Annotated in this window: 13 protein-coding genes; 5 read left to right on the top strand and 8 right to left on the bottom strand. The window is 73.0% G+C overall.

The annotated features are described in order from the left end of the window. Positions 1-3 precede the first annotated feature (3 nt). Positions 4-1641 (bottom strand): glucose-6-phosphate isomerase, encoded by a 1638-nt coding sequence (gene pgi / locus ACSNN7_RS17205; protein ID WP_436681821.1) that lies wholly within the window; start codon positions 1639-1641, stop codon positions 4-6. Positions 1642-1878: 237 nt separating this feature from the next. Between pgi and ACSNN7_RS17200 the strand changes: the two genes are divergently transcribed. Further along, positions 1879-3840 carry an ABC transporter ATP-binding protein gene (locus tag ACSNN7_RS17200; protein ID WP_436681820.1) on the top strand — a complete coding sequence of 654 codons (1962 nt, stop codon included), beginning with the start codon at positions 1879-1881 and terminating at the stop codon, positions 3838-3840. Between the two features lie 15 nt (positions 3841-3855). On the opposite strand, the gene ACSNN7_RS17195 is transcribed toward ACSNN7_RS17200, so the two are convergent. Beyond that, positions 3856-5046 carry a low temperature requirement protein A gene (locus tag ACSNN7_RS17195; RefSeq protein WP_436681818.1) on the bottom strand — a complete coding sequence of 397 codons (1191 nt, stop codon included), beginning with the start codon at positions 5044-5046 and terminating at the stop codon, positions 3856-3858. Between the two features lie 385 nt (positions 5047-5431). Between ACSNN7_RS17195 and ACSNN7_RS17190 the strand changes: the two genes are divergently transcribed. Then, on the top strand, positions 5432-6817 hold the full coding sequence (locus tag ACSNN7_RS17190) for an endo-1,4-beta-xylanase (RefSeq protein ID WP_436681817.1): 1386 nt from the start codon (positions 5432-5434) through the stop codon (positions 6815-6817). Between the two features lie 39 nt (positions 6818-6856). Here ACSNN7_RS17190 and ACSNN7_RS17185 read toward each other — a convergent pair whose 3' ends face one another. From ACSNN7_RS17185 to ACSNN7_RS17160, 6 genes are all read right to left on the bottom strand, one after another. Next, positions 6857-7366, bottom strand: coding sequence for an NUDIX domain-containing protein (locus ACSNN7_RS17185; RefSeq protein WP_436681816.1), 510 nt, complete (start codon positions 7364-7366; stop codon positions 6857-6859). Positions 7367-7510: 144 nt separating this feature from the next. Continuing rightward, the gene (locus tag ACSNN7_RS17180; protein ID WP_436681815.1) at positions 7511-8089 is read right to left on the bottom strand and encodes an NADAR family protein; all 579 of its coding nucleotides are present in this window, start codon (positions 8087-8089) and stop codon (positions 7511-7513) included. Between the two features lie 114 nt (positions 8090-8203). Then, complete coding sequence (locus ACSNN7_RS17175) at positions 8204-8845, bottom strand: SRPBCC family protein (RefSeq protein ID WP_436681814.1); 642 nt, start codon at positions 8843-8845, stop codon at positions 8204-8206. After that, the gene (locus ACSNN7_RS17170; RefSeq protein ID WP_436681813.1) at positions 8845-9207 is read right to left on the bottom strand and encodes an ArsR/SmtB family transcription factor; all 363 of its coding nucleotides are present in this window, start codon (positions 9205-9207) and stop codon (positions 8845-8847) included. Before ACSNN7_RS17170 ends, ACSNN7_RS17175 begins: the two co-directional genes overlap by 1 nt. A 35-nt stretch (positions 9208-9242) precedes the next feature. Beyond that, complete coding sequence (locus tag ACSNN7_RS17165; protein ID WP_436681812.1) at positions 9243-9914, bottom strand: peptidoglycan recognition protein family protein; 672 nt, start codon at positions 9912-9914, stop codon at positions 9243-9245. 60 nt (positions 9915-9974) lie between these two features. Continuing rightward, positions 9975-10706, bottom strand: a complete 732-nt coding sequence (locus ACSNN7_RS17160) for a lysozyme (RefSeq protein WP_436681811.1) — start codon at positions 10704-10706, stop codon at positions 9975-9977. A 268-nt stretch (positions 10707-10974) separates the two neighbouring features. Between ACSNN7_RS17160 and ACSNN7_RS17155 the strand changes: the two genes are divergently transcribed. From ACSNN7_RS17155 to ACSNN7_RS17145, 3 genes are all read left to right on the top strand, one after another. Next, a complete protein-coding gene (locus ACSNN7_RS17155; protein ID WP_436681810.1) occupies positions 10975-11517 on the top strand; it encodes a carboxymuconolactone decarboxylase family protein in 543 nt (180 codons plus the stop codon). Between the two features lie 83 nt (positions 11518-11600). After that, positions 11601-11951 carry a YciI family protein gene (locus tag ACSNN7_RS17150; RefSeq protein ID WP_436681809.1) on the top strand — a complete coding sequence of 117 codons (351 nt, stop codon included), beginning with the start codon at positions 11601-11603 and terminating at the stop codon, positions 11949-11951. Next, positions 11948-13141 (top strand): RNA polymerase sigma factor, encoded by a 1194-nt coding sequence (locus ACSNN7_RS17145; protein ID WP_436681808.1) that lies wholly within the window; start codon positions 11948-11950, stop codon positions 13139-13141. Before ACSNN7_RS17150 ends, ACSNN7_RS17145 begins: the two co-directional genes overlap by 4 nt. Positions 13142-13267: the final 126 nt, after the last annotated feature.

Here is a 13267-nt window from a genome sequence, read left to right as displayed (position 1 = left end):
GCCTCAGGCCCGGCCGCGCTCCCGCCGGTAGCGGCGGATCAGCCCCGCGGTGGAGGAGTCCACGTCGGAGAGGTCCGGGGCGTCACCGGTCAGCTTCGGCGCGAGCTGGTTGGCCATGACCTTGCCCAGCTCCACGCCCCACTGGTCGAACGGGTTGATGTCCCAGATCGCGCCCTCGGTGAAGACGATGTGCTCGTAGAGCGCGATCAGCTGGCCGAGGGTGCCCGGGGTCAGCTTCGGCGCGATGATGGAGGTGGTCGGGTGGTTGCCCGGCATGACCCGGTGCGGCACCACGCCCGCCTTCGTGCCCTCCGCCTCGACCTGCTCCTTCGTCCGCCCGAACGCCAGGGCGGCGGTCTGCGCGAAGAAGTTCGACATGAACAGGTCGTGCATGTCGCCGAGATCGTGGTTGGGCTGGCTGAAGGCGATGAAGTCGGCCGGGATCAGTAGGGTGCCCTGGTGGATCAGCTGGTAGAAGGCGTGCTGGCCGTTGGTGCCCGGCTCGCCCCAGAAGATCTCGCCGGTGGCGTGGTCGACCGCGGTGCCGTCCAGGGTCACCGACTTGCCGTTGCTCTCCATGGTCAGCTGCTGCAGGTACGCCGGGAACCGGTGCAGGTACTGCGAGTACGGCAGCACGGCGTGGGTCTGCGCGCCGAGGAAGTTGACGTACCAGACGTTGAGCAGGCCGAGCAGGGCCGGCAGGTTGCGCTCCACCGGCGTGGTCCGGAAGTGCTCGTCCACGGCGTGGTAGCCGGCCAGCAGCTCCCGGAACCGGTCCGGCCCCACCGCCAGCATCACCGACAGGCCGACCGCCGAGGGCAGCGAGTACCGGCCGCCCACCCAGTCCCAGAAGCCGAACATGTTCTGCGGGTCGATGCCGAAGTCGCGGACCCGCTGCTCGTTGGTGCTCACCGCGACGAAGTGCTTCGCGATCGCCGCGTCGTCCTCGGCGTCCAGCCCGGACAGCAGCCAGGTCCGCGCCTGGTTGGCGTTCGCCAGCGTCTCCTGGGTCGAGAACGTCTTCGACACCACCACGAAGAGCGTGGTCGCCGGGTCCAGGTCCTGGGTCTTGTCGTGGATGTCGGTCGGGTCGATGTTGGACACGAACCGGCAGGTGATGCCCGCGTCCCGGTAGGCCTTCAGCGCCTCGTACGCCATCACCGGCCCGAGGTCCGAGCCGCCGATGCCGATGTTGACCACGGTGCTGATCCGCTCGCCGGTGTGCCCGCGCCACTGGCCGGAGCGGACCCGCTCGGCGAACGCCGCCATCCGGTCCAGCACCCGGTGCACGTCGGCGACCACGTCCTGGCCGTCGGCGATCAGGGTGGCGTCGGGGGGCAGCCGCAGCGCGGTGTGCAGCACCGCCCGGTCCTCGGTGGAGTTGATGTGCCGCCCGGCGAACATCGCGCAGATCCGGTCGGTCAGCCGGACCCGTTCGGCCAGCGCGGTGAGCAGGCCCAGCGTCTCGTCGGTGACCAGGTTCTTGCTGTAGTCGACGTGCAGGTCGGCCACCTCGCCGGTGAGCCGTTCACCCCGCTGCGGGTCGGCCGCGAACAGCTCCCGCAGGTGGGTGCCGCGGATCGTCTCGGCGTGCTTGCGCAGCGCCTGCCATTCGTCGGTGGTGGTCACACTCGCAGCCATCGGGTCGATCTTCTCCTTAACGACGGATCGCCGGCGGCCCTCGTCGCACCCGTCGCCGGCTCGTCGTCCAGCCTGCCACCCGGGGCGGGTCGGCGCGACGCGACGCGGCAACCCGTCCCGCCGGGTGGTCGGCGACACGCCCCTGCGACACCTGTACGACACGCCGGTCACGCGGAGACGCCGACCTGTAGCGGAAAGTAGGCTCGCTCTGCCCTGCCCCTCGGCCCGGGAGGACCCATGGCGACGGTGATCGGCCCCCGCCGCTCGTCCGGACAGGACGCCCCGTCCGAGGACGCCGACGAGCTGGAGCTGCCGGAGCTGGAGGACGGCCACTGGATGCACCGCGCGACCGAGTTCGCGCACACCAGCTTCCGGTCGGTCGCCCGGCGGCTGCCGCAGCTGGTCCGGGAGGCGGTCACGCTCGCCTGGGCCACCAGCCGGCGCGACACCCTCGCGGCGATCGGCCTGAACCTCGCGGCCGGGGTGATGACCACCCTCGGGCTGCTCGCCACCACCGGCGTGCTGCGGGAGCTGTTCGCGGCCGGCCCGACCCCCGACCGGGTACGCGCCGCGCTGCCGTCGCTGGTCCTGGCCGCGCTGGCCGTCAGCGCCCGGGGCACGCTCACCGTGGCCGCCGGCTGGGCGCAGGCCCGGCTGATGCCGCAGATCAACTACCAGGTGGAGCTGCGGCTCTTCGAGGCCACCACGGCGGTGGAGCTGGCCGCCTTCGACGACGCCGGCTTCGCCGAGGAGATGGACCGGGTCCGGGACCGGGGGATGGCCGAGGCGGCGTCCATCGTCGACCACACGGTCAACCTGATCACCGGTGTGGTCGGCGTGCTGGCCACCGCCGTGGCGGTGACCGTGATCCAGCCCGTGCTCCTGCCGTGCCTGCTGCTCGCCGCGGTGCCCGAGGCGGTCACCGCGGTCCGGATGGCCCGCCGGCAGTACCTCGCCATGCTGGCCCGGATCACCCGCCGCCGCCGGATGTGGATGCTGGCGCACCTGATGGCCAACCGGCGCACCGCCGTCGAGGTCCGGGCCTACCAGATGCGCGACTTCCTGCTGGGCGAGTTCCGCCGCGTGATGGCCGTGGAGACCCGGGCCGAGCTGCGCCTGGTGCGGGCGCAGAGCGCCACCCGGGCGGTCGGCATGTCCGCCTCCGGTATCGCCGCCTTCGGGGTGTACGCCGTGCTCGGCGGATTGCTGCTCACCGGCGTGGTCGCGCTGGCCGCCGCGGCGACCGCCCTGCTGGCGCTGCAGTCCGCCCGGTCCAGCCTCGGCATCGCCGTCTTCGCCACCAACAACCTCTACGAGGACGCCCTCTACTACCAGGACTACCGGGACTTCCTCGACCGGGCGCGGGGGCGGATCGCGGCGGGACAGGGCCGCCCGGCGCCCGGGTTCGACACCATCGCGCTCGACCGGGTCAGCCTCCGCTACCCGGACACGGACGCCCCCGCGGTGGACGAGGTCTCGCTGACCGTCCGCCGGGGCGAGGTGGTCGCCCTGGTCGGCGAGAACGGCTCCGGCAAGACCACCCTGGCCAAGCTGATCGCCGGCCTCTACCGCCCCACCGGTGGGGTGATCCGCTGGGACGGCGTCGACGCCGCCGAGCTGGACCCGGCCCAGACCGCGGCCCAGGTGGCGGTGATGAGCCAGGAGTACTGGAAGTTCCCCTTCACCGCGGGGCAGAACATCCGCATCGGCCGGCACGACCGCCCCGCCGACCAGGCCGGCCCGACCGTGGAGGAGGCCGCCCGCGCCGCCACCGCGCACGACATGATCGCCGACCTGCCGTTCGGGTACGACACCCTGCTCGACCGGGAGTTCAAGAAGGGTCAGGACCTCTCCGGCGGCCAGTGGCAGCGGCTTGTCGCCGCCCGGGGCCTCTACCGGGACGCCCGGCTGCTGATCTGCGACGAACCCTCCGCCGCCCTCGACGCGCGGGCCGAGCACGCCCTCTTCCAGCAGCTGCGCCGCCGTCCCGACCGGGCGGTCGTCCTGATCACCCATCGGCTGGCCAACGTCCGGCACGCCGACCAGATCTTCGTGCTGGACCACGGCCGGCTGGTGCAGCACGGCACCCACGAGGAGTTGACGGCCGCCGACGGGCTCTACCGGGAACTGTTCGAGCTGCAGGCCAGCGGGTACCTCGCCGGGACCGACGCGGAGGTCGGCGGCGCGACGACGGGGTGAGCGTCCGGGTGCCGGTCAGCCGGCCGGGCGGCGCGCCTCCGGCGCGGCGGTGTCGGGCGCGACCGGACCGGCGACCCGCTGCTCCACCAGCACCACGGCCAGCCAGGAGATGCCGACCAGCAGGGTGGCGACGAGCGGTGGCGGATGCACCACGGCGACCAGCAGGCCGACCGCGACCACCCCGCCCTTGGCGGTGAGCACCGGCGGCGTGCCGTGCAGGCCGATGCCCTGCGAGATGACCAGGAAGCCGGCGACCAGGGCGATCTGGCTGCCGCCGACAAGCAGCGACGCGTCGCCGTGTCCCGGATGGGCGGCCTCCTCGGCGGCCAGTTCGATGCCGGCGCCGGCGGCCACGATGGCGCCGTAGACGATCAGGTGGCCGTAGCCGTAGAGGAAGCTGCGTACCTGGGCGTTGCGCCCGGCGCTCAGCGACCGGTTGATGGCGTCCTCGTCGAAGGCGGCGAAGTACACCCACCAGATGCCGGACGCCACCACGAAGCCGATCACGGCGATCGCCACCGCCGCCGGGTTCCAGCCGGTGGCGTCGATGCCGTTGACGACGGCGAGGACCGCCTCGCCGAGCACCACGATGGTGAACAGCCCGAACCGCTCCGGCATGTGTGAGCGCTGCCGGGGCACGTCGCGGGCCTTCGCGTACACCAGCGGCCCGCAGATCGTGGCGTTGAGGACGACCGCGAGCCCCCACCCCACGTACCGCCACGGTTCGGGCACGAGCACCGACAGCAGCCAGAGCACGGCCCCGACCAGCGAGCCGGTGACGTACCAGCGGCAGAACGTGCGGTGCTGCGGCCGGGTGTGACCGATCACCGCGTACATGGCGCCCAGCAGCAGGAACAACAGGCCGTAGGTGATCGCGTAACGGCCGGAGTCGCCGCCCACCCCGTCGCCGAGGGTGACCGCCAGGACCACCGCGCCGAGCATCGCGGTCAGCTGGGCCACCCGCTGGGCCGGGCGGTCCGTGTCGAACAGGTCGTCGAAGTAGGAATAGCTGATCCAGAGCCACCAGACGGTGACCAGCAGGCCGGTGAAGACCAGCACCCCGCGCGGCGACGGATCGTCCAGCAACAGCACGCCGAGCCGGGACACCGCGACGACGAAGACCAGGTCGAAGAAGAGCTCCAGCCAGCTGGCGTGCCGGGTGGCCGAGCCGGCTGCCGCGGCCGGACGGCGGGTGGACTCAGCCATGCCGGCCTGTCATCGACGCTCCCGGAGTGTGGCGCCGGCCGGACCGCCGGTCGGGGACCCTGGACGTGGATCTCGGCGCAGATTAGCAGCGCGGCAGTGGCCCGGCCGCCGTTTCCATTACCCGGACCGGCCGGGCACCCGGCGCCCGGCCGCGTCCTCACCTCCGGTGGCGAGCCGGTGGGACAGACATCGACCTTCATTGAAGTAACGGAGGGCCTTCGGTACGGTCGGGGCGGGACCCCCTCGACCTTCGCGGTGACGATCGCAGCGTGGCGGATCCCGGCGCGGCCTGCGGGCGGGCGCGCCGGGCGACGGAACCGGTCACCGCGTCGGGCGGCGGTCGAGGCGCGCCGTCCCACCCTCCAGTCTCGAAAGGTCACCTGTCATGACCCATGTCCCCGTCCGCCCGGCCGGACGATCGACGACCCGGGCCCGGCTCCGCGCGGCCCTCGTGGCGACCGCCGCGGGTGTCGCCGCCCTCGGTACGACGCTCGCCCTGGCTCCCGCCGCCGGCGCCGCCACCACCCTGGGCGCCTCCGCCGCCCAGACCGGCCGCTACTTCGGTGCGGCGGTGGCCGCGTACAAGCTCGCCGACGCCACCTACGTCGGGATCCTCGACCGCGAGTTCACCTCGGTCACTGCCGAGAACGAGATGAAGTGGGACGCGACCGAGCCCACGCAGGGCCAGTTCACGTACGCCAACGCCGACCGCATCGTCGACCACGCCCGAGCCAACGGGATGCTGGTGCGCGGACACGCCCTGGCCTGGCACTCCCAGCAGCCCGGCTGGGCGCAGAACCGCAGCGGCAGCGCGCTGCGCTCGGCGATGGTCAACCACGTCACCCAGGTGGCGACCTACTACCGGGGCCGGATCCACTCCTGGGACGTGGTGAACGAGGCGTTCGCCGACGGCGGCACCGGCGCCCGGCGCGACTCCAACCTCCAGCGCACCGGCAACGACTGGATCGAGGTGGCGTTCCGCGCCGCGCGGGCGGCCGACCCGACCGCCAAACTCTGCTACAACGACTACAACACCGACGGGCAGAACGCGAAGAGCAACGCGGTGTACGCGATGGTGCAGGACTTCAAGGCCCGGGGCGTACCGATCGACTGCGTCGGCTTCCAGTCCCACTTCAACAGCGCCTCGCCGGTGCCCGCCGACTACCAGGCCAACCTCCAGCGCTTCGCCGACCTCGGCGTGGACGTGCAGATCACCGAGCTGGACATCGAGGGGTCCGGGTCGGCCCAGGCCGACAACTACGCGCGGGTCGTCCGGGCCTGCCTCGCCGTGACCCGATGCACCGGCATCACCGTCTGGGGCATCCGGGACACCGACTCCTGGCGGGCCGGCGGCACCCCGCTGCTCTTCGACGGCAGCGGTAACAAGAAGCCGGCCTACACCGCCACGCTCGATGCACTCAACGGCGGCGGCACCACCCCGCCGCCCACCACGCCGCCGTCCACCCCGCCGCCCGGTGGTGCGTCCTGCACGGCCACCGTGTCGCTGGACTCCTGGCCCGGCGGCTTCGTCGCGACCGTACGGGTCACCGCCGGCGCGTCGGCCGTCGGAAGCTGGGCCGTCGGGCTCACCCTGCCCGCCGGCGCCGCGGTCACCAACACCTGGAACGCGCAGCCCAGCGGCACCGGCGGCAGCCTGACCTTCCGCAACGTCAGCTACAACGGCCGGTTGGGGGCGGGCGGCAGCACCACGTTCGGCTTCCAGGGCACCGGCGTGGGCCCGTCCGCGACGCCCACCTGCTCGGCGAGCTGAGCCCTTTCTCCGGCGCGGAGGGTCCGCCCTCCGCGCCGGTCAGCCCTGCCGGGCGAAGAAGTCGGCCATGGCCCGGGTGTGCGTGGAGAAGGCCAGCTCGACGGGCTCGGTGAGGACCAGCCACTCGGTGGCCTCCTCGGTCGGCGCCGACGGGGGCAGGCCGTCGGCGGGCCGCTCCGGCAGCTCCCCGAAGATCATGATGGTGCCGCCGGCCGGTGCCCCGTGCACCGCGAACAGGCGTGCCTCGGCGGCCTCGCCGATCAGGCCGGTCTCTTCGCGCAGTTCCCGGACCAGCGCGTCGGCCCACTCCTCGCCGTACTCGATGAAGCCGCCCGGCAGGGCCAGCAGGCCCCGGGCCGGCTCGATGTCCCGGCGGACCACCACCAGGCCCACTCCGGCGTCGGTGCGTACCGGCAGCAGCGCCACCGCGACCGGCAGCGGGTTGCGCCAGACGGTCTCGCCGCAGGTCGTGCAGACCCGAGGCCAGCCGGTGCCCGCCGGGTAGGCGGCGCCGCAGAAGGAGCAGTGCGAGTACGGAGCGGCCGTCATGTCGCCGCACGTTACCGGCCCGGCGACCGGCGCGCCTTCTCTCGGCCGCCCGTCCGCCACCCGGGTCGGGCGAGGTGATCAGGGACAATGGCGCTGGTCGTCCCCGCCCGTCGGCGGGTCGGCCACTCGCGCACCCAGGGCGCCTCACCCGTTCGGAGAGCGACCGGCCTCCTCCCGCAGCGTCTCCCGGGCCTGCATCAGCGCGAAGCCCAGCAGGTTCAGCCCTCGCCAGCGGGCCGGGTCCTCCGCGCGGGGATCGTCGGCGGCCAGCCCGACGCCCCACACCCGGTCCACCGGGCTCGCCTCGACCAGCACCCGGTCGCCGGTGCCCAGCAGGTACGCCCGCAGGTCGTCGTGCTGCCCGAACTTGGCGACGCTGCCGGCGACCACGATGTCGTAGCGCCGGGCCTCCCACGTCGCCTGGTCGAAGCCGCGCACCTGGCGGCCCAGCGCCTTGGCCCGGTGCGGGTGGGCCGCGCCGAGGATCTGCTCGCCGATCTCCTCGTCGCCGAAGAGCGCCGCCTTGTGCCACATCATCCAGTGCTCGGCGGTGGGGAAGCGCCGGCCGCCCACGGTGAACGCCGCCGGCCACCACTGGCTCAGGCATCCCGCGCCGACGGTGCCGTCGCGCCGGGGGCGGTGCCCCCAGAAGCAGAGGTACTTCACCCGTCGTCCACTGTCGACGAGGGCGGTGAGTTCGGCGGCGCTGCGGGGCGGCGGCATGCCCGACAGTCTCGCCCGGGACACCGGCAGTCCGCCTCCGGGTTTTCACCCGGCCACCGTCGGCTGAGGGACGCCGGGGCGCGCGCACGCGGCCCGGCGTAACCCGATCTGCGGTCAGGCGGCCGGCGTGCCGGTGTAGAAGGCGGTGGTGCGCGCCGTCGCGGCCCGCGCGGCCTCCGGGTCGGTGCCGGCGGCGGCGCTGGCCTCGCCCCAGCTCTCGCTGCTCAGGGTGACGTACCGCCGGCCCTCCTCGGAGCCCATCCACGCCTCGGCCTGCTCGGGGGAGATCCCGCTGCCGTCGGCGGCCAGGTGGGAGGCGAGGCCGAGCAGGCCCAGGTCCCAGCCCACACCGACCGCGCCCGGACCGAACTCGGCCCAGCGCTCGTCGTCGACGTGCGCGACGTGCTCCAGCTCGAACCGGGTACGCCCGTCGCCCTCCGGGGTGAGCCGCACCTCGATCCAGCTCACCTCGTCGCCGTACTCCCAGGTGGCGCCGAAGCTCTTGGGCGGGTCACAGCGCTGGATGGTGCCGCCCGCGTTGCCCTCGAGCTGGTAGCGGCCGTGCAGCCGCAGCTCCCCGGAGACCGGCAGGAACCACCGGGGGATGCGTTCGGGATTGGTGCACGCGTCCCAGAGATCCTCCAGCGGCGCGTCGTACGTCCGGCTGATGGTCATCACCCGGGCCTCGCCGGCCTCCAGGGTCCGGCTGCCCACGGTGCGCCGCACGGCGCTGATCTGCTGCGTGACGTCGGTCATCAGGGTTTCTCCTCGGTCCGGTCCTGCGGTGGGTGCAGGCGCCGTTCGCGTCGGCCCCGCGCCAGCTCGGTGGCGAGGGCGTCCAGGGCCGGGGCCCAGAACCGGCGGAAGCCGGCCAGCCACTGGTCGACCTCGCGCAGCGGTCGCGGGTCGACGGCGTAGAGCCGGCGGGCGCCCTGCGGCCGGACGGTCGCGAAGCCGTTGTCCCGCAGCACCCGCAGGTGCTGCGAGACGGCGGGCTGCGAGATGCCGTACTCGCGCTGGATCACCGCGCAGACCTCCCCGGCGCTGAGCTCGCCGTCGGCGAGCAGCTCGAGGATGCGGCGGCGCACCGGGTCGCCGAGGACGTCGAAGGCGTGCACGGGCCCTTTCTATCAGCCGAGGCTTATATAATCAATCAGCCCAGGCGCGCGGCGACGGCGGCGCGCAGCTCGGGCAGCCGGCCGTGCAGCAGGCCCGGGCACTGGGTGTTGTTGAAGTCCTTGTGCCCGTAGATCTCGCGGGGCGCGATGCCGTACTGCTGGCAGGTGAAGGCGCAGAAGGTGATCAGGCTGTTCCAGAGCGCCGCCGGTGGCTGCACGGTCAGGTAGGTGCCGTCGTTCTCGATGCCGATGGCCTGGCTGTTCTGCCCGACGCAGTGCGCGCCCTGCACCATGGTCTGCCCGTGCAGCAGCGCGTAGAGGCTGCCGTGCCGGCCTTCCGTCAGGTGCCCGCCCCGGCTGTTGGTGAAGTGCTGCCCCGAGTCGAGCCAGCCGTTGCTGTCCATGTGCAGGTTCTGGATGTCGCGGGAGTTCGCGTACGCCTTGGCCAGGCTGTAGTCGGTGGTGTTCGGGAACGCCGTGTGATGCACGATGATCTTGTTGGGTCGGCTCTGCACCATGCTGACCGGGGACGACGGGGGCCGGGCGCCCCAGGTCGCGCAGTTGGCGATCACGGGCTGGTCGACCCGGGTGGCGACGGCGCGGGCGCCGCTGCCCCCGCCGAGCTGGGTCAGGGCGGAGACGCCGGCGGCGGCGCCGAGCAGAACCGCGCCGCGCAGCGCGGCCCGGCGGGACACGGGTACGGACATGGAAGCGCTCCTTCGTCGGTGGGGGCGGCGACGGGCCGGGCGGCCCACCGCCGGTGGCGGTCAGCAGGGTCCGTTGCAGGCCAGCACCCGGAGCCGGTCCAGGGTGCCGTTCCAGACGTTCTGGTCGCCGGGGAAGACGCCCGAGGACGCCCACTGCCAGAAGGAGTACGTCGGCCAGCCCGCCGGCAGGGTGCCGACCGTGCCGGCGTACCGGGCGATCCAGAGCGGGTTGTTCGCGGCGAACTGCGAGGTGTTGCCGGTGCAGGTGGTCCACCAGTCGGTGGTGGTGTAGATGGTGGCCCACCGGCCGGTGCGCGCGTGGTACTGGTTGACGAAGGAGGCGATCCAGCTGCGCATCGCGCTCTGGCTCAGCCCGTAGCAGGTCGCGCCGTACGGGTTGTACTCGATGTCGAGCGCGCCGGGCAGCGTCCTGCCGTCCTTGGACCAGCCGCCGCCGTGGTCGACGAAGTAGTTGGCCTGGGTGGCGCCGCTGGTGGTGTCCGGGCGGGCGAAGTGGTACGCGCCCCGGATCATCCCCACGGTGTAGGAGCCGTTGTACTGCTGGGCGAAGTACGGGTTGGTGTAGTAGGTGCCCTCGGTGGCCTTCACGTACGCGAACCGGGCGCCGTTGGTCCACGCGGCCGACCAGTTGACGTTGCCCTGGTAGCTGGAGACGTCCAATCCGGGCAGGCCCGCGGGGGCGGCACCGGCGGCGGTGGCGCCGAGGCCGACGGCGGCGACCGCCGTGACGGCCGCCACGAGTGCGGCCGCGGCCGCACGGAGACGGTTCATCTTTCCTCCCTGGGGGATGCCGCACCGGGCGGCGGGAGTGACGAAAGGAACTGTCAGTATTAGGTCACGAAGCGTAGATAGTTTTCAATAGACCAAATCAAGATTGTCTATGAAGGTTCGGTCTGCTGGTGCGGTCGGCGTTCCGCGGAAGCGGTCCCGCCGCGGCCACACCTGACCGTCCGGCCATGGATCGGCGTCGAGGTAGCCGCCAGAATGGCGGGGGCGGCTGTTGAGCCCGATCGGCCCGGCCGACGAGAAGGGCGATCGCATGGCGCACATCGACCTCGGCGTGGACGAACGGCGCGAGCCCGGCATCGTCGGCCTGCTGCGGTACCGGCCGGAGACCGCCGGTCCGCTGATGGAGCTGGCCGAGGTGCTGCTGCGCGGGCCGAGCAGCCTGACCCGCGGCGAACGCGAGCTGATCGCCGCGTACGTCTCGGCCCGCAACGGGTGCGACTTCTGCCGCGCCTCGCACTCCGCCACCGCCGGTGCCCAGCTCGACGACGGCGCCGAGCTCGTCGACCGGGTCCTCGCCGACCTGCCCACCGCCCCGGTGCCGGAGAAGCTGCGCGCCCTGCTCCGCCTCGCCGACACCGTCCGCGAGGACGGGCGCGCCGTCACCGGCGAGCTGGTCGAGGCCGCCCGCGCCCACGGCGCCACCGACCGCGAGGTGCACGACACCGTGCTGATCGCCGCCGCCTTCAGCATGTACAACCGCTACGTCGACGGCCTCGGAGCGGCCACCCCGGACGACCCCCGGGCGTACGCGATGTCCGCGCAGCGGATCGTGGCCGCCGGCTACCGCGCCTGACGGGAAATCCGTCGCCGGAGTGTCGATCCGCCCGCCCGCCGTTCGTGTGGAGAGTGGAAGCCGATCCACACCAGGAGGACGACATGAAGCAGTACCTGTTGAGCATCTACCAGCCCGCCAGCCAGGGGCAGCCGGACCCGGAGTTCCTGGCCGGGGTGATGCGGGAGCTGGGCGCCATCCGCGAGGAGCTGGAGGCGACCGGCTCGTGGGTCTTCGGGCAGGGGCTGCACGCCCCGGAGACCGCCACCGTGCTGCGCCCGAAGGAGGGCGAGGTGCTGGTCACCGACGGCCCCTTCGTCGAGGGCAAGGAGTACCTGGGCGGCTTCACCATCATCCGCGCCGCCGACCTCGACGCCGCCCTCGACTGGGGCCGCCGGTACGCCCTCGCCACCACGCTGCCGATCGAGGTGCGCCCCTTCCAGGGCGAGGAGTGAGCCTCGACGTCGAGGCGGCCTTCCGCGCCGAGTACGGCCGGGCGGTCGCCGTGCTGGTCCGCGTCCTCGGCGACATCGACCTCGCCGAAGAGGCGGTCCAGGACGCCTTCACCGAGGCGGTGCGGCGCTGGCCGGAGAGCGGGCCACCGCCGAGCCCGGCCGGCTGGATCATCACCACCGCCCGCCGCCGCGCCATCGACCGACTCCGGCGGGAGGCGACCCGAGCGGACCGGCATGCCCAGGCCGCGCTGCTGTACGCCCAGGAGCCACCGGCCGAGGAGGGACCCGTGCGCGACGAGCGGCTCCGCCTGATCTTCACCTGCTGCCACCCGGCCCTCGGCCCGGCCGCCCGGGTCGCGCTCACCCTGCGCCTGCTCGGCGGGTTGGGCACCGCCGAGATCGCCCGCGCCTTCCTGGTCCCCGAGGCCACCATGGCGCAGCGGCTGGTCCGCGCCAAGGCCAAGATCCGCGACGCCGGCATTCCGTACCGCGTCCCGCGCGACGCCGACCTGCCCGACCGGCTGCGGGCCGTCCTCGCCGTGGTCTACCTGATCTTCAACGAGGGGTACACCGCCAGCGCGGGGGACCGGCTGTTCCGCACCGAACTCTGCGCCGAGGCGCTGCGCCTGGGCCGGCTGCTCGTCGACCTCATGCCCGACGAGCCGGAGGCGCTGGGCCTGCTCGCGTTGATGCTGCTCACCGAGGCGCGCCGTCCCGCCCGGGTCGCCGCCGACGGCACGCTGGTCCCGCTCGCCGAACAGGACCACACCCGCTGGGACCGGGCCCTGATCGCCGAGGGTCAGGCTCTGGTACGCCGCTGCCTGCGCCGCAACCGCCCCGGCCCGTACCAGCTCCAAGCCGCGATCAACGCCGTGCACAGCGACCCCCCGACCGACTGGCGCCAGGTCCTCCAGCTCTACGACCAGCTCCACGCCCTCACCCCCACCCCGGTGGTGGCCCTGAACCGTGCGGTGGCCGTCGCCGAGGTACACGGCCCCGCCGTGGCCCTGGCCCTGGTCGACAACCTTGACCTCGACACGTACCACGTCTTCCACGCAGTCCGCGCCGACCTCCTCCGTCGTCTGGGACGGCCTGCCGAGGCCGCCGCGGCCTACGAGGCCGCCATCACCCACACCGCCAACACCCCCGAGCGCACCCACCTCCGCGCCCAACTCGCTGCCCTTTCTTGATCCAGTACGTCTTTCCGAGACGACACGCCGACGAACCTGTCGGATTCTGCGACCCGATCATGAGTGCCCGTAGCAGACGAGCCGTTGGGGTGGGGGTTCTCCACAGGTGGGGGTGGTGTCCACAGG

Origin of the sequence: Micromonospora sp. URMC 105 (assembly GCF_051386295.1) — a bacterium.
Lineage (GTDB): Bacteria > Actinomycetota > Actinomycetes > Mycobacteriales > Micromonosporaceae > Micromonospora.
Note: the sequence above shows the minus strand (reverse complement) of the source record. Positions and strands in the feature narration are given on the sequence as shown.